The sequence below is a fragment of the Mucilaginibacter sp. L3T2-6 genome (assembly GCF_030519355.1).
Taxonomy (GTDB): domain Bacteria; phylum Bacteroidota; class Bacteroidia; order Sphingobacteriales; family Sphingobacteriaceae; genus Mucilaginibacter.
This window is the reverse complement of the sequence record NZ_JAUMKC010000007.1, coordinates 141213-162433: the sequence shown is the minus strand read 5'-3', so window position 1 is coordinate 162433 and position 21221 is coordinate 141213. Positions and strand designations below refer to the sequence as shown.

At 43.1% G+C, this 21221-nt stretch carries 19 protein-coding genes; 7 read left to right on the top strand and 12 right to left on the bottom strand.

Translation table 11 applies throughout. The annotated features are described in order from the left end of the window. Positions 1–28: 28 nt before the first annotated feature. Both Q3W13_RS10310 and Q3W13_RS10305 read left to right on the top strand, forming a co-directional pair. Positions 29–859 carry an N-acetylmuramoyl-L-alanine amidase gene (locus Q3W13_RS10310; protein ID WP_302863489.1) on the top strand — a complete coding sequence of 277 codons (831 nt, stop codon included), beginning with the start codon at positions 29–31 and terminating at the stop codon, positions 857–859. A gap of 83 nt (positions 860–942) precedes the next feature. Next, positions 943–1290, top strand: a complete 348-nt coding sequence (locus tag Q3W13_RS10305; RefSeq protein WP_302863487.1) for a hypothetical protein — start codon at positions 943–945, stop codon at positions 1288–1290. Positions 1291–1345: 55 nt separating this feature from the next. Here Q3W13_RS10305 and Q3W13_RS10300 read toward each other — a convergent pair whose 3' ends face one another. From Q3W13_RS10300 to Q3W13_RS10270, 7 genes are all read right to left on the bottom strand, one after another. Further along, positions 1346–2920, bottom strand: a complete 1575-nt coding sequence (locus Q3W13_RS10300; protein ID WP_302863486.1) for a hypothetical protein — start codon at positions 2918–2920, stop codon at positions 1346–1348. A gap of 4 nt (positions 2921–2924) precedes the next feature. Then, the gene (locus tag Q3W13_RS10295) at positions 2925–3797 is read right to left on the bottom strand and encodes an ABC transporter ATP-binding protein (RefSeq protein ID WP_302863485.1); all 873 of its coding nucleotides are present in this window, start codon (positions 3795–3797) and stop codon (positions 2925–2927) included. A gap of 109 nt (positions 3798–3906) precedes the next feature. After that, complete coding sequence (locus Q3W13_RS10290; RefSeq protein ID WP_302863484.1) at positions 3907–4698, bottom strand: haloacid dehalogenase type II; 792 nt, start codon at positions 4696–4698, stop codon at positions 3907–3909. A gap of 25 nt (positions 4699–4723) precedes the next feature. After that, entirely contained in the window at positions 4724–5173 is a 450-nt protein-coding gene (locus tag Q3W13_RS10285) for a DMT family transporter (RefSeq protein WP_302863480.1), read from the bottom strand. A 74-nt stretch (positions 5174–5247) separates the two neighbouring features. Next, entirely contained in the window at positions 5248–6120 is an 873-nt protein-coding gene (locus Q3W13_RS10280; RefSeq protein ID WP_302863478.1) for an alpha/beta fold hydrolase, read from the bottom strand. 70 nt (positions 6121–6190) lie between these two features. Beyond that, positions 6191–6730, bottom strand: coding sequence for a TetR/AcrR family transcriptional regulator (locus tag Q3W13_RS10275; RefSeq protein ID WP_302863476.1), 540 nt, complete (start codon positions 6728–6730; stop codon positions 6191–6193). A gap of 206 nt (positions 6731–6936) precedes the next feature. Then, positions 6937–8601: a hypothetical protein gene (locus Q3W13_RS10270; RefSeq protein WP_302863473.1), complete on the bottom strand. Its 1665-nt coding sequence runs from the start codon at positions 8599–8601 to the stop codon at positions 6937–6939. Positions 8602–8922: 321 nt separating this feature from the next. Between Q3W13_RS10270 and Q3W13_RS10265 the strand changes: the two genes are divergently transcribed. Together Q3W13_RS10265 and Q3W13_RS10260 are read left to right on the top strand one after the other, a co-directional pair. Then, on the top strand, positions 8923–9468 hold the full coding sequence (locus tag Q3W13_RS10265; RefSeq protein ID WP_302863471.1) for a peroxiredoxin: 546 nt from the start codon (positions 8923–8925) through the stop codon (positions 9466–9468). A 105-nt stretch (positions 9469–9573) separates the two neighbouring features. After that, a complete protein-coding gene (locus Q3W13_RS10260; protein WP_302863470.1) occupies positions 9574–10158 on the top strand; it encodes a carboxymuconolactone decarboxylase family protein in 585 nt (194 codons plus the stop codon). A 163-nt stretch (positions 10159–10321) separates the two neighbouring features. On the opposite strand, the gene Q3W13_RS10255 is transcribed toward Q3W13_RS10260, so the two are convergent. From Q3W13_RS10255 to Q3W13_RS10240, 4 genes are all read right to left on the bottom strand, one after another. Beyond that, on the bottom strand, positions 10322–12226 hold the full coding sequence (locus Q3W13_RS10255) for a 7TM diverse intracellular signaling domain-containing protein (RefSeq protein WP_302863469.1): 1905 nt from the start codon (positions 12224–12226) through the stop codon (positions 10322–10324). 227 nt (positions 12227–12453) lie between these two features. Then, positions 12454–14001 carry a tetratricopeptide repeat protein gene (locus Q3W13_RS10250; RefSeq protein WP_302863468.1) on the bottom strand — a complete coding sequence of 516 codons (1548 nt, stop codon included), beginning with the start codon at positions 13999–14001 and terminating at the stop codon, positions 12454–12456. A 134-nt stretch (positions 14002–14135) separates the two neighbouring features. Continuing rightward, positions 14136–15365 carry a glycoside hydrolase family 5 protein gene (locus tag Q3W13_RS10245; RefSeq protein WP_302863467.1) on the bottom strand — a complete coding sequence of 410 codons (1230 nt, stop codon included), beginning with the start codon at positions 15363–15365 and terminating at the stop codon, positions 14136–14138. Positions 15366–15526: 161 nt separating this feature from the next. Further along, positions 15527–15904, bottom strand: coding sequence for a hypothetical protein (locus tag Q3W13_RS10240; RefSeq protein ID WP_302863466.1), 378 nt, complete (start codon positions 15902–15904; stop codon positions 15527–15529). A 300-nt stretch (positions 15905–16204) separates the two neighbouring features. On the opposite strand from Q3W13_RS10240, the gene Q3W13_RS10235 reads away from it, so the two are divergent. Together Q3W13_RS10235 and Q3W13_RS10230 are read left to right on the top strand one after the other, a co-directional pair. Further along, positions 16205–17026 (top strand): N-acetylmuramoyl-L-alanine amidase, encoded by an 822-nt coding sequence (locus Q3W13_RS10235; RefSeq protein ID WP_302863465.1) that lies wholly within the window; start codon positions 16205–16207, stop codon positions 17024–17026. A gap of 152 nt (positions 17027–17178) precedes the next feature. Beyond that, on the top strand, positions 17179–19449 hold the full coding sequence (locus tag Q3W13_RS10230; RefSeq protein WP_302863464.1) for a transglycosylase domain-containing protein: 2271 nt from the start codon (positions 17179–17181) through the stop codon (positions 19447–19449). A gap of 83 nt (positions 19450–19532) precedes the next feature. On the opposite strand, the gene Q3W13_RS10225 is transcribed toward Q3W13_RS10230, so the two are convergent. Next, positions 19533–20543 (bottom strand): LacI family DNA-binding transcriptional regulator, encoded by a 1011-nt coding sequence (locus Q3W13_RS10225; protein ID WP_302863462.1) that lies wholly within the window; start codon positions 20541–20543, stop codon positions 19533–19535. Between the two features lie 200 nt (positions 20544–20743). Between Q3W13_RS10225 and Q3W13_RS10220 the strand changes: the two genes are divergently transcribed. After that, positions 20744–21109, top strand: a complete 366-nt coding sequence (locus tag Q3W13_RS10220) for a PleD family two-component system response regulator (RefSeq protein ID WP_302863460.1) — start codon at positions 20744–20746, stop codon at positions 21107–21109. Positions 21110–21221: the final 112 nt, after the last annotated feature.

Genomic DNA, 21221 nt, shown 5'->3' with positions numbered 1-21221 from the left:
TATACCGATTGAAACAATTTGCTTAATTATGCGCTTATCTACCTTGATGAACGCCCAAAGTCTGAAAGTCTACACCGCCACAGTGCTTATTTTGCTGCTGATTTTAACGCAAATTGCCGGGGCGCAAACCAAGTCATCATTCCACTTTAAAACTATTGTAATTGATGCCGGCCATGGTGGTAAAGATCCCGGCGCACATGGCTCACACTCCTACGAGAAAAATGTCGCCCTGGCAATAGCTAAAAAACTTGAACGGCTTCTTAAAAATAACATGCAGGATGTAAACGTAGTGATGACCCGCAGCACAGACAGGTTTGTTGAATTAAATAAACGGGCTGACATAGCTAACCGGCTCAATGCAAATCTATTCGTATCTATCCATTGCAATTCATCGCCGGAGGGAACAGCAAAAAGAGCACATAAGGAAAAGGGGGTAATGCTGCTGGTATATGGTTTTCATCGTAAAGAAGAACAACTGGAAGCCCTGCGCGAAAATGCCTCTATTTACCAGGAAAAAGACTATAAGAAAAACTATGCCGGCTATAACGAAAAAGACCCTACGGCAATGATAGTGCTGAATACCTTTATGCAAAAGTACCGCAAACAAAGTATCTTGTTCGGCGAACTTTTAAACGATCAGTTCGTAAGCCATGACGGCCGTAGCAGCCGGGGGGTCAAAGAACAGGGCGTGCTTGTTTTAGCCCACAGCGCTATGCCTGCGGTACTGGTGGAGACCGGGTATATAAACAATAGCACTGAGGAAAAATATCTTAATTCGGAGAGCGGCCAGGATGCCATCGCTTCATCAATTTATCGCGCTATAAAAATCTACCGGCGGAAAATAAGACCTGCTGAGTAACAAGGCTGGCACAAAGCAAACATTTTCTTTTTATTGATGGTAGTGTTTGAGATTATTGCGTCATAAAAGTATCGTAAATTATCATGAAGAAAATATTACTTGTTCTCGCAATCCTTGTAGGGTTTGCGGCTACAGCATCAGCCCAAAAAAGATTCTCAACTGAGGGATTTAGTAAAAACCTTGGCAAAACCGGCACACTTTGCGATACAGTCTATTCTGTTAGGATATTCAGCGATACTTTAACCTTGTTGAATATGGGAGCTGCTTATCCCAATCAAAAATACACCGTCGCCGTTAAAGGGAATAAGGTAAACCTCGATTTTGCGAATCTAAAAGGCAAGCCCCTTTGTGTTACAGGGGTATTCCAGATGTTTAAAAACCGGCCGGAGATAGTGGTGTCGGAGCCGGAACAGGTAAATAAAAGTCAATAAGTAATACTGCGTCCGGATTCGTTAACTTATCGAAGCTGATAAATCTTCCGGTCAATTACAAATGCCTCACCTGGTAACTTCTAACTCCAAAACTCACCGCCGCGAAAAGCAGGTTTAGCAGCGAAATAATAAATACATATCCGGTATGAGAATAGTGTGGCATCGAGCCAAGGTAATCGGCTACCGGCAATTTTTCGATGATGCAGTAGGTTACAAAGAAAAATGATATCTCGAACAGCTTTTTGCCGCCGCTTAATATCCCCATCGCTACCGCAAGCAATACAATAAACACAGCGCCGTTAACCAGGTTGAGCACGGTATAAAAATCGCCGGATACAGCGTAACGCAGCATCACCGGCGATGCCAGGCCTAGTGCTAATATAACGCCTGCCAGCATTTGCGAAGGCAGCATCCGTTGCAGGGGTTTGTACGATGACCATGTGAAGTAATGCAGGCGGTTGGCTGTCTCTTTGGTTGCGATATCCGAAAAGCGGGTAACCTGTAAAAACAATAATACCGGCAATATGTAAGCGTGTGCAACTGCAAGTGGTGCAAAAAGCGTGCTTATCCATGCTCCCCCGTTTATCAGCCAAAACCATTTCGGGCCTTTGCGAATTAGCAACAAAAGTTCAGTTTTAATGAAGGGAAATATGCCGTAATCCGTAATCACAGGCGGAAGTAATGTTATATTTATTCCCTTTGCAAATACCATTGCGCCCGATGAACCTGTAATTGTCATCTGTTTTTTCTTTTTGCTGGCCGGCTGTCTAAAATCAAACCGGTGAAAGAAAAACGATGAAAAATAAACTATCGCGAAAGCAAAACAAACCCAAACCAGGCGGCTTAGCAAAAAAATGCCTTTCCACTCAATGCCATCCCATACAAAAGTTTTAAACCGGTTTTTTGCGCTGAAGGTGAAGCCCAGATTAACACTTTCGATGTGTTCGTGGTACTGCGTATTTACTTGGTCCTTAACACTGTTGGTCATCGCATTTACCCCGAAGGGGTCAATAAATGTAGTTAGCGTGTTTGCACTATGCCCAACGACATTAGCCATAATTGAACCGAATAAAAAGAAAAACAAAACATATTGCAGGATCTGCCGCCGGCCCAGAAAAACCTCGCCAGCTACCGCTAAAGCCGATATGGTCAGCAACGCCGGCAGAGAAAAAAACAAGTAAGGCAATACGAAATTGGTAAGTATAAAAGGAGCGCCCCCGGCACGTATGAAAAACATGACGATGCTCATTACAAACGTGATTCCTGTTATGGTAAGCAGCACCTGAAAGTTACTGAGCATCTTGCTTAACAGGTAGGTAAAATTACTTATAGGCGTGGTCGCGATAATCAGTCCAACCTCTGTGTCGATATCTTTCTTAATACCGCTGTTCACCAGAAAGAAGCCGTATAACGACAGCATAATCGTTGTCATCATCGCAGAGACATGGCCGACCCAGGCAGAATTATAGATACCCTTGTAACCAACAACATTAAGTGTGGTATATGATGCGGTTGGCGGTGGAACAAACGAGTAAGCCGCGTAAATGGTAATAGCCAGCGTAATTAAAAACGAATAGCTGCGCGTGCGCTGTAAATAATCGGCTTTCACCATGCTGTAAATATATTTCATGCTATCAGGCTTTATTATGGGTTAAGAACAGATAGGCATCTTCTAAGGTAGCATTTATCGCTGCGGATGATGGTTCAGGGATACCATCGCGGATGATGTACCGCACTTTTGTAAGTTCCTTTTGCCTGCTCGTGTCAATCACAAGGTGTCTGGCCTTTAAGGCAGTAAGGTCACTATTGTCAATTAGAGTTTCAAATACTCTGCCGTCAATCAGCTTAATTATGTCAGTCTTAGTTCCTTTTTGCAGCAGGTTGCCGCCTTGCATAACAGCCACCTCATCTGCAATAGTTTCGATGTCTGATACGATGTGTGATGAAAGAATAATGATACAATCGGTAGCCATATCTGATATTAGCTGGCGAAAACGCACGCGTTCTTCCGGGTCGAGGCCGACGGTAGGTTCATCAAAAATTAAAACCTTCGGATCATTCAGCAATGCCTGGGCTATGCCAATACGCTGTTTCATGCCGCCGGAGTAACTCCCGATCGGGCGTTTTGCATCGGCGGTTAAGTTAACACCATCCAACAACATATCTATCCGCTTAGTTAAACCGGCCCCGCCTACGCCTTTAAGTGCGGCTACGTAAGCTAAAAATTCGTACGCATTTAAATTGGGATAAACCCCAAAATCCTGTGGCAGATAGCCGAGCATTTTACGGATGTAATCGGGATTGCTTACAATATCCTGTCCGTCTAAAAATAAAGTTCCGTTGGTAGGCTTGCTGATGGTAGCAATGATTTTCATCAGGGTTGATTTGCCTGCGCCATTAGGGCCAAGCAAACCTAAAATACCCCTCTCTATCGTAATGGAATAATCGGATAAGCCGGTCTTGTGTTTATTATATTGTTTGGTGAGATTTCTGATTTCTAAGGGCATAATGAATACATATGTCCTTGAGATGCGGATTGCGCAATTAGGTTACAGAAGACAGTAGCTTTTTTGATAGTTATTTTATCAATATGCCCGCAAACCATAGAAGCTTCTGCTAGCCCTTAGCGAAGCTGAGCAGATCTTTGAGATTGTAACCGACTCCATCGGGAACGATCCCAAGCTCCTCGGCCTGGCTATGCGCGCGGTTTACCCAAAAAGTAGGGTATCCGAAAAGCTTTGCACCTGCTGCATCCCAGGCGCCGAAGGCTGCGAAGATAATTTCTCCTTTTTTTAATTTCAGGGTATCAACGCCCATTTGATAAGCAGCCGGGCTCGGCTTAAATTCACCTACTGCGTCGGTGCTCAGCTTATGGTCAAAAAAATGTGTAAGCTGATTGTGGCTTAATGAGCTTTCCATCATGTTCACGGTAAAGTTAGATAGGAAAGAGAGGCTTAGCCCCTGGTCTTTTAACATTTTTAAACCTGGTAATACATCCGGCCATATATCAAGCCCGAGGAACCTGTTCATTAATTGTGCCTTGTGATCGGATGACAGTGAAACCCCTGTTTTCTTTGCTGCATATACCAGCGCATCTTCGGTAACATGCCAAAAATCAGCGTACAGTTTTGCGGCGGTGCGTATCCATGAATACTCAAATTGTTTGGTGCGCCACAGTGCGCACAATTCAGCACTTTTGTCGCCGAAAAACATATCCGCGAGTGCGTAAACCGGTTTGGGATTGAAGATAACAAACCCGTCAAAAACGATTGCCTTAAATGAATTTTTACTTTTCGATGATGCTGACTTAAATGGCGAACCGGCTGCCGCCAGCGCTATACCTGCGGTTTTAACAAACTGCCGCCTGGTATATTCCCCTTTTAGCGGCGATAAGATAGGATTTTGCATATTAAGCTAATTTAAGATAATGCCGCTAATAAATTTTAATGAGCGCAACACCGGTGAGTAATAAAACAAGCCCGGCAAGCCTGGGCCAGTTCACGGGATGTTTAGCGTAACTTAGCCAACCCCAATGTTCTATCAGCACCGATGATAGCATTTGCCCGGCAATAAAGAGAATAATGGTAACACCTATTCCTATTTTCTGCGGTGCAATTGTAAAAGTTATGATGTTTGCCGCAATAACTAAGCCCCCCAACCACATCTGCGGGCCTGTGGCTGCAAATTGTCCGGCCGAAGGCGCTTGCCTGACGCCAAAAAGGATAATGAGGCCGGCTATGACGGCGGCAATTGAAAAGGCGAAAAATACTGCCCAAAATGGGCTTCCAAGGGTCTTACCCAAGGCGCCATTGCTAGCCGCCATAACGGGCAGGCAAGTTCCGACGACAAGCGGCATCAGCGCATAATAGTATTGAACGTTCATTGTAATTAAAGACAGGGCCAAAAACAAGGGTTTGCCATGGCTCGAAGCCTGGCAAACCACGTGTTAGAGGGATATTAACGGATATTGTTATTGATAATAAATGCCCGGATGTTAGCGGCAATTTCACTGTGGTATTCTTCGAGCGCGAAATGACTGGTGTTATAAACACGTAGTTCGGCATCAGGCAGATCGGTTTTATAGGCTTCGGCTGCAGACAATGGAAAGAACGGATCGTTTTTACCCCATACCAGCAAAGCAGGCGGCAAATGTGTTCTGAAATACTGCTGCCAGTTGCCGTATTCGGCTACATTTGATGAATAATTATGCAGGAGGTCCAAATGGATATCTATAACGCCTGGACGGTTTAAGTAAAATAAATCCAATATCGGGCCGTCCGGGCTGATCTGTTCAGGATGTTCAGCGCCGTTAAAGTAAAATATCCTGATGCCATCCAGCGTCATTAAGTGTCTGATCGGCTTTTCAGTTTCGGTATTACGGTTTTGCAGAAAAGGCATGGCGTCGTTAAATCCCGGGCCGATACCCTCGATATAAGCGTTAGCGTTTTGTATGATCAGTGACTGGATTAACTCCGGACGACGGCTGGCAATGCGGAAGCCAACAGGGCCCCCGTAATCAAAAGCGTAAAGGCTGAATTGAGACAAGCCAATCTGATCGATAAATTTTTCCATCGTAAGCGAGAGGTTATGGAAAGTGTACTCATAGCTTTCCTTTAAAGGGGCATCGCTGTTTCCAAATGCAGGGTAATCAGGTGCGATCAGGTAGTGATCAGCAGCCAAATCGGCTATAAGTTCCCTAAAAGTAAATGACGATGACGGAAAGCCGTTCAAAAGAAGAATGGCGGGGTTTTTTTTATCCCCTGCCTCGCGGTAGAAAATGCTGATGCCATCAACATTCTCCGTTTTGTAACTAATAGTTGCTGTTTTCATTTTAAAGTTTGAATAATAAAAATTGATGAATTTATATACAGACAAGTCTGTTTGTTTTAAAGCAAATTTTTTATATGATCTTGCTGGCGATATTTCGCGCGGTTTCAAATGGCCATTGGGCGCCCTGCACTTTGTTTGTTATCAATGCACCGTCAAAAAGCATGTACAATTCATCAGCCAGCTGCTCCCTGTGTATAGGATGTAGTATACTGGAGAAAAGCGCCCTGACGTCGTCTTTTTGTTTTTTGATAATAGCCCTCACCCGCTCATTTTCGACAGGCAGTTCTGATACTATATTCAGAAAATTGCAACCATAGTATTCGTGCGAGGCACTTAACCCGGCCAATAAGTCAAATATGGCCATCACCTGTTCTTCTGGGGTATTGTATTTGGCAACCTCGGCCTTTAGAGCGGCATTGGTCTCAATCCCTTTACGTGTAAGGTATTCCACCAGCAGATCTTCTTTGGACGCAAAATGCTGATATAACGATGCTTTTGCGATATCAGCTTCATCTATGATTTGGTTAATGCCTGTGGCATGGTAGCCTTGTTTATAAAACAACCGTGAGGCGGTTTCAACAATCTGTTCGCGAACTGAATGTTTTTTCATGGCGCAAACATAAATAATATTTTTTAAACAGACAAGTCTGTATGTTTTTATTTTAAATTATATTCCTAGCGCGGACTCAACCTCAATAACAATCTCTTGCTTAGCGAAATGCTGCTTCTCAACAAACTGGTAATTATGGGCGCTGCAGGCAATCAGCCTGCGTTATTGGAAACGCAAGCCGTTATTATAATTTCGCTAACTGGAGATTAATCCCAGTTAAAGGTTACCTCCCGGTTATTTAGTTTCCATTTAACGGGGAATGGGTTGGTCATCCAGTCGAGCGGCTCAGCTAAGGGCTGTGGTTTAGCGGCACGGGCAAAACATTCTTTAATATATTTTTTATGCTCGGGGCCGGTCGCTTCCGGCTGGGCTGAGATAAATAAAGGCGCGCTGCTTTCGGCCAATAATTGCATCCATTGCTTGTTGTGCTCCCAGCTAATCTCTTTTGTTACGCCTACGCAATCACCATCCGCTGCATAAAATGCATTGTGTTGAGGCAGACGGAATGCCATCGTATTCACACCATATTTTTTAACACGGGGCCACTCGCGGCCGCTGGTATCATCCCCTATGCGGTTCAATTCAAATAAGCCGGCAGAAAGATGGCTTACGGTATTGCAGCCGATAATGTAAATGCCATCCCCCGCTGCCGAACGGATAGAACGATACAGGTGATTAATTATCTCTGCATTGGTTTTGGTGTTATCCCTGAACGACCAGTTCGGCACTGTAATGGCATCCAGCATTTTGAACCCCCACCGGCCGAATATATCGTAAGTGCTGTAATCATGTTTTACCATTTCGATACCCCATTGTTTATAAACGCCGAAGTAATTTTTGATACGTTCGATGTTCTCGGGTATAGTTGGATCGAGAATGGGCGCTTTAGGGTCATTGCGGCCTGGTATAGAAGGCGCAAGCAATGTCTTGCTTTCGTCGTGATGTGCGCATAACGGGCGTATCCACAAACCCGGGCGCATGCCAAGCTTTTTTATCTCGCCGGCCATCAGGTGCATGTCTTTAAACTTATTGTTTGGCCTGTCGTACCGTTCATTCCAGCCGCCATCACCAGGCAGCAGCGGAGAGTATTCAGCCCAGCCGGCATCGATAACCGAAAACGGCTTGTTTTGCGTGTCAGTCACCAATTCGGCCATCATGCCTGTAGTTTTCTTAATCAGTTCAAACGAGTTGTCGCCATAAGCGAAGTACCAGTCATTAATGCCATAAACAGGCTGCTTTGGGAGGCGTGGCTTATCACACATCATCTTGCAGAAGCGATGGTCGGTCGCATAAGCATTTTCTCCTGCCCGGCTTTGCATAGTTACAATGTCAGCAGCATGCAGTTTCCGGTCGCCCAGATGAACCGGCGAGCCGCCAGAATGCGTATCGAGCGTTAACTCAATCTTATCAGCGTCTGCAGTCCACCAGCAAATAGTATTGGGGCCGGTTTTTACACCAAAACATGCGGTGTCATTGCCATCGTTTATGAGCATGTACCATGGGCATTTTATGGCACTACCCAGGCTGCGCCAAGCCAAATCGCCGTAGCTGCGTTCAAAATGATCGCCGGCAACTTTTGCCGATGCTCCTGTTTTATGGTTCCATTTTAGCTTTACGCCCGCTAATGGGCTATGCGATTGGATATAAACACTGTTCGCATTGTTATTGGCTCTTACGCCTGTTTCAACGCCGTTAGCACTGTAACCGCCTTTTCCATCAGCCTTAAGGCGAAACCAGTCGCCATCGGTTTTGGCCCAGGCCTCATCCGGGTGATTGATCATTGCTGCATTGCCGCCGGCATAGGTAACACGGCTGAACAAAAGCGTTGCAGATGCAGTGGCTGATAGTTTGATAAAATGGCGTCGTTGCATAAGCTGAAATAGGTGATTTATAATAATTGGTTAATAACCGTTAAGTTAACAGTTGTTGGTAAAAGTAAAATAATATCAGATTAATTTCAATAAAATGCCCATAAATTAATTACGCTCGATTTTGTTTTTTGTAAAAGTAAGCGGCGCCGGTTTTCGAATATTTAATTTTTAGCAGGCCGAAGCGGCTGCTTTTTCCATATCAACAAAAACTAATGATAATCTTGGTCTTTATAGACAAATACTATAATGTATAAAAACATTATATAAAATCGCCCTTTTCAAAATCGTATATTTGCATCATAACAAAACAAATATTTATATATGCTAACTATAGGTCAAAAATTCCCCCAATTCTCAAAAACTGCTGTTGTAAGCATCGAAAAAGGAAAAGAGTTTGAAACGCTGACATCTGATTACCTTGTGAACGACGACAATGTTTGGACTGTAATGTTCTGGTGGCCAAAAGATTTTACTTTTGTGTGCCCTACCGAGATTTCTGAGTTCAACAAAAGCTATGGCGAATTCCGCGACCGCGACACCCGCCTGATTGGTGCATCTACCGATAGCGAATTTGTTCATGCTGCATGGAGAAGAGATCACGCTGATTTACGCGATCTTAAATTCCCTATGCTGGCCGACACATCGAAATCACTGGCTGAAGAGCTGGGCATCCTGGAACCAAACGAAAAAATTGCTTACCGTGCTACTTTCATCATTGACCCACAAGGTATCATCCGCTGGGTTTCTGTAAACGATTTAAGTGTAGGCCGTAACGTAAAAGAAGTTTTGCGCGTGCTTGACGGCTTACAAACCGACGAGCTTTGCCCTTGCAACTGGGTTAAAGGCGAAGAAACTTTAACTGTTTAAATTTATTATTAGAGCCGGGAAAAAAGACTAAGAGTCAGGATTAGAAATATTGTTTGTTTCTATTTAATGGCCGACTCTTGGCTCCTGGCTCTCTTTTTTAAGAAAATGAACGAATCTACCGAAATAATAAACGAACTATTACAGAGCTTAGGGCTTGATACTGCCTTTCGTACCGATAGTCTTGGCCTGCTTGAAAAAGGGGAATCGCGTTACCTGCGCGACCTGAAACTGAATTTCACCAGCACCCTTACCTCCGAACATCTCAGCACCAAAGAGTGCGCGCTGCTTGGGCTTTCTATTGCAGTGAATAATAATAACGCCCCGCTTACTACTTACTTCACCAAATATGCTGATGAGCAGGAAGCCACTGCTGCCGAAATTGCAGAAGCTGTAGGCTGTGCATCTTTGCTGGCATCAAACAATATATTTTACCGTTTCCGGCATTTTACGCAGAAAGAAAAATATACCCAGATACCGGCCCGCATCCGTATGCAACTAATGATGAAACCAGTGACCGGTAAAGAATTTTTTGAACTAATGAGCCTGGCGGTTTCGGCGGTGAACGGCTGCGAAATGTGCGTAAACGCTCACGAAGACTCCCTGATAAAATTGGGAACTACCGAGGAACGCATTTTTGATGCGGTAAGAATTGCCTCGCTCGTGACCGCTACCGGGAAGGTGATTTATTAATAGCCAACAAAAACAGCCATGCCGGCCATTTTCGGCATGACTGTTCTTTATTCTATCTGTGTAGCTAAAAAAAATGCTCCTAACGCCGAATGATCTACACTCCAATTACTTTTAATAGTTAAAAAGAGGCTTTGGCGCCTGCGCTATTCCTAACAGGTCACTTTCAACCTGCCTCCACTACTAACTTACTCCATCCCTTATCTCCTGCATTTTTCAATTCTTTCTTCCGGGCTTCCATCACTTTTTTTATGCGCGAACTGTAGGCCCAGCAGGTACTTTGGCGAATAGACAGAATTTCGGAAAGTTTATGCGATGATATTTTACCGTTGGTAGAATACATGAGGAATATCATATAGAAGGCCTTATTGATAGGGATACGGGTATTCTGTAAAATTGTGTATGCAATTACCGACTCTTCATACCCGCATTTGGAACAACGCCTGCTGTAGGGTAAATGCCCGTGCCCGTAATGTGTGTTATCGCACTTGCGGCAGGCATAGCCTCTTTCCCATTTTAAGTCGGATAGAAATTTAAAGCATGTTTCTCTATCAGGATAGATGCGGCTGAATTCTTCAAAATCTACCTCTGCCGACATTACCCTGTCGTGCGATATTTTTTCTATATCCTGATGCAGGTTGGTATTGTCCTGTTCCAGCAATACATTCATCCTGGATATTTCCTCCGATTGCTGCTGTAATAATTGGTTAGCAGCTTTTAGCTCCTCATTTTGTTCTGCAATCAGCGAGGCCTGTTCAACCAGTTCTTTAGTACGCTCCTGCACCTGTGCTTCAAGGTTCTTATTTAATGCGTCTTTCAGTTCTTCGTTTAATTTCAGTTGTTTAATGGCACGCAACTGGGCTTGTTCTTCCTGCTTTCTGAGCAGGTGTACCTTGTCGCCAATAGCGAACGAGATAAATACCATTTCGGCTATAAAACAAAAGCTAAGGCTGTAATACGCCCCGGCGGTTACCGGCAATGTCCACAGGTTTAGGGCTATGAGGGCCTTGATTACGAAGCCGGTAAGCAGAAAAGAGTACCCAACTACAAAGAAGCGCGCGGCGCGGTAGCCTTTTATCAGCACATAACAACCGGTAAAATAGGCAAGGGTAAGCGGCACAATCTCGATAATTTTATAGCTGAACCAATTGGGGTTTACTGTAAGGCAAAGCATAAAAAACAGGCTGCGTAAACCAATGACCCACCACACAACTTTATTGAGCCGGGGCGCATTTGTTTTTAAGTTGAGCAGACTCTGTGTAAACAGTATGGAGAATATACTGGCTGAAAATAACGCCACGCCGTAAGCATTATGGTTCCATACGGGCGAGCCTGGCCATACGTACTGATAAGCTATCCCGTCGGCGCACATTTCATATAAGCCTATACTGAGGTTGTAGGCTACATAATACAAATATTGCCGCTGCCGCATGGCAATAAACATCATCAGGTTGTACAACCCGAACACCAGTATCATTCCATAGAAAATACCAAAGAAAAAATACTCGTCGAGCGCGTAAGTGATGAACCAGTTTACAGAACGCAACACTATAATAACGTTTACCGGCTGATGCGACTTGATGCGAACATAATAAATCTGCGGACCGCTAAGGTTTTTGTCGAGGTTGAGACTGAAGTTTTTATGCTGATAAAGCCTTTCTGAAAACGGACGGCTGCTGCCCAATAGCGTAGCTGTATAATTGCGATTTTTACCTGGAGAATAAACGGCAATACTGTCGATAGTTTGATCGAAGAACTCAAGTATCCAGTTATTGCGCGTTTGGGGGTTATGATTAATTTTTATCCGATACCAATATGCCGTGTTAGGTTCCCTGGTTTGCGGAGTTGGCTCAGTATTTACCCGGAACTTGTTTATAAAAGCATTGCTGCTTATTTGGCTAAAACTGAGGCTGCCGGTGTTATCTTCCAGGTAATCAATTTGGTTATATCTGAAGATCTGCTGCTTCGAAGTATCGCGAATGTTGACTGCGGATTGCCCCCATGCGGCGGTTGAAAACAGTAACACAAACATGCCGGCGGCGAAAAAAAATCCCGGTAAAAATTTTCTCATATACAGGTAGTTAATGCCTTAGTTTATATATGGTACAGTAAAATTTCAACAAAGGTTTATCGTAACAAGTTCAGGTTAAGGCAAGATAAAAGTTTAAATTCAATTATCCTACTAAGTGTACAAAGTACATTTATTGGAAAAGGGAAAGCAAAAGACCAAAACTGTTAAAAGAGGTGATTTAAAGATCCCGGAAACTATCAGCACAAGTATTTTGTTCCCTATACAAATTATTTAATGCCGATGATTTGCTTAAACTCGGCAGTGTTCCTGATGTTATCAAAGTCAGCGTCGTTAAGCGCATATTTTTTATTGTAACCCTCTGCAATACATTTTTTCAGGAAAATGTTTGCCTCTTCGGGCTTGTTCATCAGCGAATACAGGCATGCCATATTATAATAGTTACCCATAAGTATAAAACTGTCAGTTGTTCGCAAAAAGCTCGCCTGCATAATCTCAATAGCTTTATTTGGATCACCAGTATAAAATAGCGAGAACGCATAATTATTTGATTGTTTGGAGGTATCACGCGCCAATACCTCTTTAAAATCGTTTATTGCAAGATCGTTGTTTTTCAATTTTAAATAAGCTCTTGCTCGCTCAAAATAGGGTGACGAATTTGCCGTGTGCAATTCAATAGCTTTTGTGGAATAATCAACAGCCGCCTGGTAATTGCCCATAAAATATTCATTATGCCCCATCGAACCATAAATAGCTGTCATGGCAAATGGATTTTTCGAATAATAATTTATCGCCGTTTTAAAATCAGTATTACTTCTTGCGTATTCACCGTTTTGAGCGCGCGCATTAGCTATGTTATAATACGCTTCAGCAAAAGCCGTATCTAAAGCCAAAGCGAGTGAATCATCAGCAATAGCCTGTGGGAATTGTTGCAGACCGATCTCCATTAATGCCCGGTCATCATAAAGCCTCGCCAGTTGCTTGCGGTCATTTTTATAATAAGCTATCGCTTTGCTGTAGCCTTCATAAGCCAGCTGATAATCGCCATTTTGCCGGTATGCCGCTGCGCGGTTCCAATAAGCCATACCATTATCCGGGTTGAGTTTCAACGAAAGCGAATAATCATTTATAGCCTCTTTGTATTGTTTTAAACCTCTTTTCATGTCTCCGCGGTAAGCGAGTAAATCCGACAGCGTTAATGGCTTGTCACGGTAACCGGCCAGGGCAATTGAAAGATCGTTGATTGCGAGCTGGCATTTTCCTAACCGGCCGAACGCTTCAGCGCGGTTGATGTACGCATTAGCTAAATTGGGGTTTAACAAAATAGCGGTAGAGTCCGCCGTTATCGCTTTGCTGTATTGATGAAGTTGCAAATACGAACGCGCCATAAGGTTGTATAAACCAGCTTTTATTTCGTCCGTGCTTGAATAGGAAATGGCTTTTTTACAATCCTCAATGGCAAGTTCACTTTTGTTGATCCCATCGTAAATTGACGCCCGCGTTATGTATGCTTTTGTAGATTTTGGATTTATTGCTATTGCTGCTGTACAATCATCAATGGCCTTGTCAAATTTATTTAATATCAGATATGCCTGGCAGCGTTCAAGATGCATACGTTCCCGCGCTTCTGGTTTTAAGCCTTTTAAAGTAAATGTATGGGTATAATAGTCTACGCTGTTCTGGGCAAGCTTCATCATAGAGCGCACCCTGCTGGCCGAATCTGTTTTAGGACTAAATCGTGCTACCGCTTGCCCGCAAACACTGTTGGTGACGCCTAATAAGGCAAGTAAGGCGGTAATAGAAAATATTCTTCTCATTGATAAGGTGCTGTACAAAAATTATGGTTTTAAATCTAAAAAATAATTTGACAGTATCAAACATCACAACGAAGCAGTGATTCGAATTGTTGCACCACTATCGGCGAGTGTTGCGAACCTTAAAGACACAAATTTCACTGGGCTTTAAACCCTAACGCTTCCATATAGCCCTTATTAGGATGGCAATTCTGGAATTTACAGTTATTGAGAAATCCCCAAAGGGCGTTCACCAGCTCATCCCGATTTTCGGGCGCAGCTTTGCGGATTTGCTCAAAGGTATTGCGGGGCTTTTCGGTGTATTCTATTACTTTATTATAGCCCGCCGGCACATCAAAAGTGATAATACCCGCTGTATTATCCAGTTTTTTATAGGGCCAGTAATGCCAGCCAATGTTGTTTTTCTCCAGCAGGTCTTTAAAGGTTTTTACCCATTCATCTTTGTTCTCGCCTGTTTCTCCGCAATAAACAGGCACATTATATTTATTTCTGAAATCCACATAGTCCTGTATCACATTTTGAGTCGGCTCAGTCCAGTATTTATGGAACTGGTAAATAAGCTTGGAATCAAACGGCGGGCCGAACGGCTTAAAGTTGCTGTCCCACTGTGCCCCGCCAAGAATGATGATGTGGTTTTTATCAACCATACGGATTGATTTGGTGATATCCTTGTACAGCGGCTCGAGATATTGGTTAAACTCTCCGGCTTTAAAATAGGTGGCGATGGGCTCATTCAGCAAGTCATAGCCCATAATGGTAGTTTCGTTAGCATAGTGTGCCGCAATCTTATGCCATATCTGTATGGTTAATTGCTGACTGGCTTTGCTTTTAAACAGAAAAGGATAGCCCACGCCATCATCTATATTATCGCCAGTTTGGCCACCCGGTGCGCAGTGCATGTCAAGTATTACAAACAAGCCTTCTTTTTTGCACCAGCCTATCACCCTGTCGAGCAGCTCAAAACCACGGTTAGGGTTATTTTGGCCCATATAGCTTTCGGCAGTAAACAAACGATAATTAAAAGGAATGCGTATAGAGTTCATTCCCGAAGCCTTTAGAAAATGGATGTCGGCGGCGGTGATATAATTGTCCTGGTAGGTTTTCCAAAAGGCCTTTATATCTTCCGGTCCCATCAGTTCAGAAAGCGCCTCGTTAATCAGCCTTGGTGAATTTACATTAGTGAACTTGAACATATACCCTTCGGGTACCAACCAATTACCCAGGTTTGTACCCCTCATTAAGAAGGGCTTGCCGTTTAACCCGATCACCTCTTTACCGCTAACGGAAATAAATTTTTTGGTTTGAGCAGCGCTGAAAAAAATACACATGGGCGCTAACAGGAAAGTAATAAAAAGAAACTTCTTCATAACAGGAGTGATTGGTTCAGGTAAAAATAAAGTATTAAGATTACTTTTTGCAGAAAATATCTGCTTGTAGTGGTAAGGCAGGGGTGAATATTGTCGTTGCCCAATAAAACAGCCCGGATAAACCCAAGCAGCCAACAACAGAAGAGATACGTTTTTAAAGCTTACAGTATTCCTGCAAAAATGAATTGCGCTGCTCTCCCTATAACCGGAATGTGTTTTTCTTTACCTGCATTTGCGCCTGCCAGGCCTATCGTCCAAAAAACAATAAATAATGCGTTTGTAGCTATTATTAGGTACTCAAGGGAAAATATGCCCGCCAGCGCACCCGTCTTATCTAAAATTGAAAGCAGGCCGAACCTTAATGCCACGTATGAAAGATAGAGGAAAAGTGTTTGCCGTAAATGAAAGCTGCTTAGGCTCGTTTTCTCGGTTTGATGATAGCCAAAGTATGATACCGACCACCCTAATACAAAAAAATAACTGCACAAGCCGGCAGTTCTTCCGTCATCCTGAACCCCAAAAATATTATTTCTCCACATATCCCTTAAAATATTTCGTTCAAATCGCCGATTGTAAACATGATGGTTTACCACAACAAGAGCTCTTGTACGGGATGCGATTAAAATAGTTTCAACTTCTCATTATGCTGCGTTGTTTTGTGACAGATGCTGTATAATGCCCGGTCAATGTGCAGCGCGCTGAACAGGTTTTATCCCAATTTTCACATAATTAATTAACTGCAAGGCCCCATTATTGTTTGATTTAGTGACCGAAGTAACAACTGATATAAATAGAGATACATTCAAATCAATAAATACTTAAATTAGCTTCGTAATACTATGAAGCTAATTTACTTTTATGCCTTCCTGATTTTGTTGACCGTAAGCGCCTGCTCACCCAAAGGGCCGTACGCAATTACTAACAAAGTTTACAAAGACAAAACCAAAGGTTTTACCGAGACCATCAAACAAGAGTTGCCGGCTGCTCTTACCGACAGCACCGGCGCCGCAATCCCTTCTGAATTTGTAGGCACTGTAAATTTCGGAATACGCAGGCCAAATTATGTTATTATCCATTTTACGGCACAGGATTCAGTTCAGCAAACACTTCATACATTTACTGTTACCACTACGCAAACCAGCGCTCATTATGTAATTGCAAAAAATGGCAAAGTGTTCCATATGGTTAACGATTACTTGCGCGCCAACCATGCCGGCGTTGGCAAATGGGGCAGCGTAACTGACATGAATAGCTGCTCGATAGGTATCGAGATAGATAATAACAGTAAAGAGCCTTTTACAGATGCGCAGATTAATAGCCTGCTGACATTGCTGGCCCAATTAAAGAAGGCTTACAATATCCCGCAGGCCAACTTTATCGGCCACCAGGATTTTGCTCCTAAACGTAAACCAGACCCCGGCCCGCTGTTTCCGTGGAAAACCCTTGCCATACACGGCTTCGGCTTCTGGAGCGATGATATACTGGAACTTCCGCCGGAAAACTTTGATTATGCCATAGCACTGCGCCTCATCGGGTATGATACTTCGGATATAAACGCGGCTATTGTTGCCTTTAAACGGCACTTTGTTCAAACAGATGTGAGCCCGCAATTGACCCAACTGGACCTGAATGTGCTGTATAATATTTATCAGAAGTATTAAACAGCGCCTAAAGAATTAACAGATAACAAATAAAACCCGGCTTTTTCGTCCTCACAATCTTTTGCCTTTAACCGGCGACAGGGAAACATTTTGCCAAAACCGGCGTTTGTATCGCATGATATTTAATTTAGCTTTGAATAAATATTCGTTTGATGCAGCTGCCCGATCTGAAAAACATCCATATTAATCCAAAATATATAAAAGTTGCAGGCATTGCGCTTGCAGTAATAGCCGTTCTGTTAATGATAGGCGGATATATTGCATATTCAAAACGGGAAGCTTTCCTGCAAAAGGCTATAGCTAAAGCAAAAGAAAAAGCCCGTTCAACGTACAACCTCGATCTTGAAATCGGCTCGGCTACCTTTACAGGCCTTAGTACGGTTTCGTTTAATGACATCACCGTTGTGCCCGAACACCGTGATAGCCTTTTAAGTATTAAACACTTTGAAGTAAGTATTAAACTGGGGCCACTGATCTTTGGAAATGTAAAGCTGGCATACGTTGACCTGGAACAAGGACGCCTCACCCTCACCGATATCAATCACATTAAAAACTTCGATTTCCTGTTCAAAAAGAAAAGGGATACTACCGTAAAAACAAAGGTCGATCTTTCTGAACTCTCTAATAACCTTGTTAATCAATTATTATATAAGATACCTGACAACCTTACACTGAACAATTTCCTGGTATCACTTAAAAACGACAGCAGCAGCTTTACGGCATTGGCCCAAACGGCATCGATAAAAAACGGTCAGCTAACTTCAACCATTAATATCGACAACGGCCGCGCCATCTGGCATTTTGACGGCCGCATGCACCCATCCGATAAAGACATTGATATAAAGCTATATGCAGAAGGCAAAAAAGTGGAGTTGCCATATATAGAAAAAAGGTTTCACCTGAAGGTGACATTTGACACCGTAAGTACGCGACTTACAAAGGTTGAAAACAGCAGTGGCGAAACGCGCATTTATGGTTATTGGGGAGTGCGTAACTTATTGATCAACCAGCCGGGGCTTTCCTCAAATGATATAATTGTACCCGATGCAGGTATAGATGCTAATTTGTTTATAGGCAGTAATTACCTGTCGCTTGATAGCTCTTCAACTATCCACCTGAAAAAAGCTACTGCGCATCCTTACATCAAATATACCCTTAACCCGGATAAGATTTATGAACTTAAACTGAATACAGGCTGGCAGAATGCACAGGATATATTTGATTCATTCCCAACCGGCATGTTCGAATCGCTGGAGGGGATACAGGTAAAGGGAAAGTTAAACTATAGTCTGAATATATTCCTGAATACAGTAAAACCGGACGACGTGCAATTTGACTCAAGGCTGGACAAAGATGGTTTCAACATTATCAAATATGGTAAGGCGGATTTAGGTAAGCTGAACAAAGTATTTGTTTACACACCCTACGAGAATGGAAAACCAATGGCGCCAAGGATTATAGGACCTGAAAACCCGGAATTTACGCCGTTGAGCCAAATCTCGCCTAACCTGCAAAACGCGGTAATGACAGCCGAAGACCCTTCTTTTTACCGGAACCACGGATTTGTAGAAGAGTCTATCCGCAAATCGCTGGCTGAAGATTTTAAGAAAAAGAAATTTAAACGGGGCGGCAGTACTATATCCATGCAGCTCATTAAAAATACATTTTTAAGCCGTGAAAAGACACTTGCCCGCAAAGCAGAGGAGATATTGATTGTTTGGCTGATCGAGAATAATAATATCATGTCGAAAAGCCGTATGCTGGAAGTATATTTCAATATTATAGAATGGGGAAGAGGCATTTACGGCATCGGTGAAGCCTCAAGGTATTATTTTGGCAAGTCGCCGTCGGAGCTCACCATAGGCGAGAGTATCTACCTGGCAAGCATTGTGCCGCACCCTAAAACCGGGTTGTACTCATTTATGCCTGACGGAACTTTGCGGCCTGGCCTGGTTGGTTATTTTAACCTGATTGGCAATCTTATGGCCGGCCATGGCAAAGCCCAGCGAGACAGCAGTGCTTACGGTTTTTATACGGTAAGGCTTAAAGAAAGCCTTCGCCGCGAAGTAGCGCCTGTTAGCACCGCTGTTGCAGACAGCCTGATGAAAACCGACAACACAGACGACGAGCCGGCTGTGCCCATAGTTACGGTTGAGCCCGAGGTTAAAAAGCCCAATTTTTTTCAACGCCTTTTTGGTAAAAAGGACACTTCTGTGGCAGCTAAAAAAGAGGAAGTAAAGAAAGAAGACGCCAAGGCAAAATTAAAAGCAGACATTCAGAAATTGCGCGACGCCGAAAAACAAAAGGAATTGATGATTGATACAGCCGGCAAAACCAAAAAGGAGATACGCCAGGAAAAACGCCGCCTGCGTGATGAAGAAAAACAGGCGGAAAAAGCTTTAAAGGAACTGAATAAAGAATAGCCGGTAGGATGCAGCTTTCATTTTGCAGTAACTTTAAATGGTTTTAACTGTAAACTGTTGCATTGGTAACCGCAACTTCAGGATCAGCCACCTGATGATTTCCTGATAAACAACTTCGATTTTAATACATGCTCCTTCTTATTTACAGGCTGACCCTTGCTTTCAAGCTCGTCAAAAAGAAGATTGGCGGCCTTTATTCCCATCTCGTAAGCTGGCTGAGTAATGGTTGATAACGGCGGGCAAAGCAACGGTGCGATTCCCAGGCTCGAGAAGCTGATAACTTTTAGATCGCGCGGAATGTTAATGCCCATATCGTTGCAAACGTAATATGTTGCAAAGGCCAGGCGCTCAACGGAACTAAAGATACCGTCAGGTTTAATTTCTTCCAATACTTTTTTTAGCACGACATAATTCACCTTTTCATCGTTACTGCAATCAACTACCAGGTTATCGTCAAACGGCAGGTTATATTTTTGCAGCGCATCAATATATCCCTGCATGCGTACCTTGCCTATTGAGATGCTTTTATTAACCACCAGGTAAGCAATTTTTTTACAGCCGGTTTCAATAAGATGCTCTGTAGCAGCAAATGAACTGTCGTAATCGTTTGTGGTGACTTTAGCCGCTTCAATGTCTTCATATACGCGGTCGAAAAATACAACCGGAGTATTTTTTTGCTCAAGTTGCCGAAGATAATTGTGGTCGTTAGCCTCGCCCGATACGGACATGATGATACCATCCACTTTGCCATTATTTAGATAATTAACAAAGGATACTTCCTTTTCAAAAACATCGTCGGTGCGGTATAACAGTATGTAAAAGCCTTTTTTACGGGCAATCTCTTCTATGCCGTTAATGGCTTGCGAAAAAAAATCGTTAGTTATTTCGGGGATGATAACGGCCAGCGTACGCGTTTTCTTATCGCGCAGGTTGCTGGCGTAATGATTTGGCAAAAAATTATGTTCGCGGGCAAACTTCAGGATTTTTTCCTTTGTGTCCTTATTAATATCCGGGCTGCCGTTAAAGGCTCTCGAGATGGTGGAGGTTGAAATATTCAGTTCTTTCGCCAGTACCTTGATATTAATATTATCCATTTTGTTAGCTAATAGTCCTTTGCTGTATTCAAATGTAATAAAAGTGCCGGATTGCAACTTAAAATCTACATATATTATTACGTATAATATATATGCGTATTGTTAAACTCTTAAAACTAACGCATTACGCATTTTTTAATATTGCTATTGGCATGTGCTTTGCAATATTGTAATACCTGTAATATTAAAGCAGGGAAAAAATGCCAAAGAGAATATTAATAGCGGAAGCCAACGCCCTTATGAGTGAGGTGATGACCTATATATTGATGAACTATGGCTATGAAGTATTTACTACCAACACCGGAACCGGTGTGTTTGAACATATAAAAACCGATCACCCGGACCTCCTTATACTCGACGCTTTATTGCCAGGCATAAATGGCAGCGAAATATGCCAACTGATAAAACTGAACAAAGGTACCAGCAGATTGCCGGTTATCATGTGCCTGGACGATGACTCAATTGATGACGCGCTAAACCATAAAGGTGCACCTGATGACGTACTTCGAAAGCCATTCGACATGAATTGCCTGATCGAAAAAATTGAGCACCAACTTGCCGCCTGAGTTAACTAACCTGGCTGCATTTATCAATTGTAAGTTAACTGCGGCATGGGTGCCAACCGTGCCGAGGCCGGGTAAAGCTAACAGCAAAGTGCGGATCCGGCGTGCGTTATGT

What these genes read in the sequence shown, in the direction of transcription:
- Q3W13_RS10310 (WP_302863489.1), top strand. Translation starts at nt 29, where the DNA reads ATGCGCTTATCTACCTTGATGAACGCCCAAAGTCTGAAAGTCTACACC.
- Q3W13_RS10305 (WP_302863487.1), top strand. Translation starts at nt 943, where the DNA reads ATGAAGAAAATATTACTTGTTCTCGCAATCCTTGTAGGGTTTGCGGCT.
- Q3W13_RS10300 (WP_302863486.1), bottom strand. Translation starts at nt 2,920, where the DNA reads ATGAAATATATTTACAGCATGGTGAAAGCCGATTATTTACAGCGCACG.
- Q3W13_RS10295 (WP_302863485.1), bottom strand. Translation starts at nt 3,797, where the DNA reads ATGCCCTTAGAAATCAGAAATCTCACCAAACAATATAATAAACACAAG.
- Q3W13_RS10290 (WP_302863484.1), bottom strand. Translation starts at nt 4,698, where the DNA reads ATGCAAAATCCTATCTTATCGCCGCTAAAAGGGGAATATACCAGGCGG.
- Q3W13_RS10285 (WP_302863480.1), bottom strand. Translation starts at nt 5,173, where the DNA reads ATGAACGTTCAATACTATTATGCGCTGATGCCGCTTGTCGTCGGAACT.
- Q3W13_RS10280 (WP_302863478.1), bottom strand. Translation starts at nt 6,120, where the DNA reads ATGAAAACAGCAACTATTAGTTACAAAACGGAGAATGTTGATGGCATC.
- Q3W13_RS10275 (WP_302863476.1), bottom strand. Translation starts at nt 6,730, where the DNA reads ATGAAAAAACATTCAGTTCGCGAACAGATTGTTGAAACCGCCTCACGG.
- Q3W13_RS10270 (WP_302863473.1), bottom strand. Translation starts at nt 8,601, where the DNA reads ATGCAACGACGCCATTTTATCAAACTATCAGCCACTGCATCTGCAACG.
- Q3W13_RS10265 (WP_302863471.1), top strand. Translation starts at nt 8,923, where the DNA reads ATGCTAACTATAGGTCAAAAATTCCCCCAATTCTCAAAAACTGCTGTT.
- Q3W13_RS10260 (WP_302863470.1), top strand. Translation starts at nt 9,574, where the DNA reads ATGAACGAATCTACCGAAATAATAAACGAACTATTACAGAGCTTAGGG.
- Q3W13_RS10255 (WP_302863469.1), bottom strand. Translation starts at nt 12,226, where the DNA reads ATGAGAAAATTTTTACCGGGATTTTTTTTCGCCGCCGGCATGTTTGTG.
- Q3W13_RS10250 (WP_302863468.1), bottom strand. Translation starts at nt 14,001, where the DNA reads ATGAGAAGAATATTTTCTATTACCGCCTTACTTGCCTTATTAGGCGTC.
- Q3W13_RS10245 (WP_302863467.1), bottom strand. Translation starts at nt 15,365, where the DNA reads ATGAAGAAGTTTCTTTTTATTACTTTCCTGTTAGCGCCCATGTGTATT.
- Q3W13_RS10240 (WP_302863466.1), bottom strand. Translation starts at nt 15,904, where the DNA reads ATGTGGAGAAATAATATTTTTGGGGTTCAGGATGACGGAAGAACTGCC.
- Q3W13_RS10235 (WP_302863465.1), top strand. Translation starts at nt 16,205, where the DNA reads ATGAAGCTAATTTACTTTTATGCCTTCCTGATTTTGTTGACCGTAAGC.
- Q3W13_RS10230 (WP_302863464.1), top strand. Translation starts at nt 17,179, where the DNA reads ATGCAGCTGCCCGATCTGAAAAACATCCATATTAATCCAAAATATATA.
- Q3W13_RS10225 (WP_302863462.1), bottom strand. Translation starts at nt 20,543, where the DNA reads ATGGATAATATTAATATCAAGGTACTGGCGAAAGAACTGAATATTTCA.
- Q3W13_RS10220 (WP_302863460.1), top strand. Translation starts at nt 20,744, where the DNA reads ATGCCAAAGAGAATATTAATAGCGGAAGCCAACGCCCTTATGAGTGAG.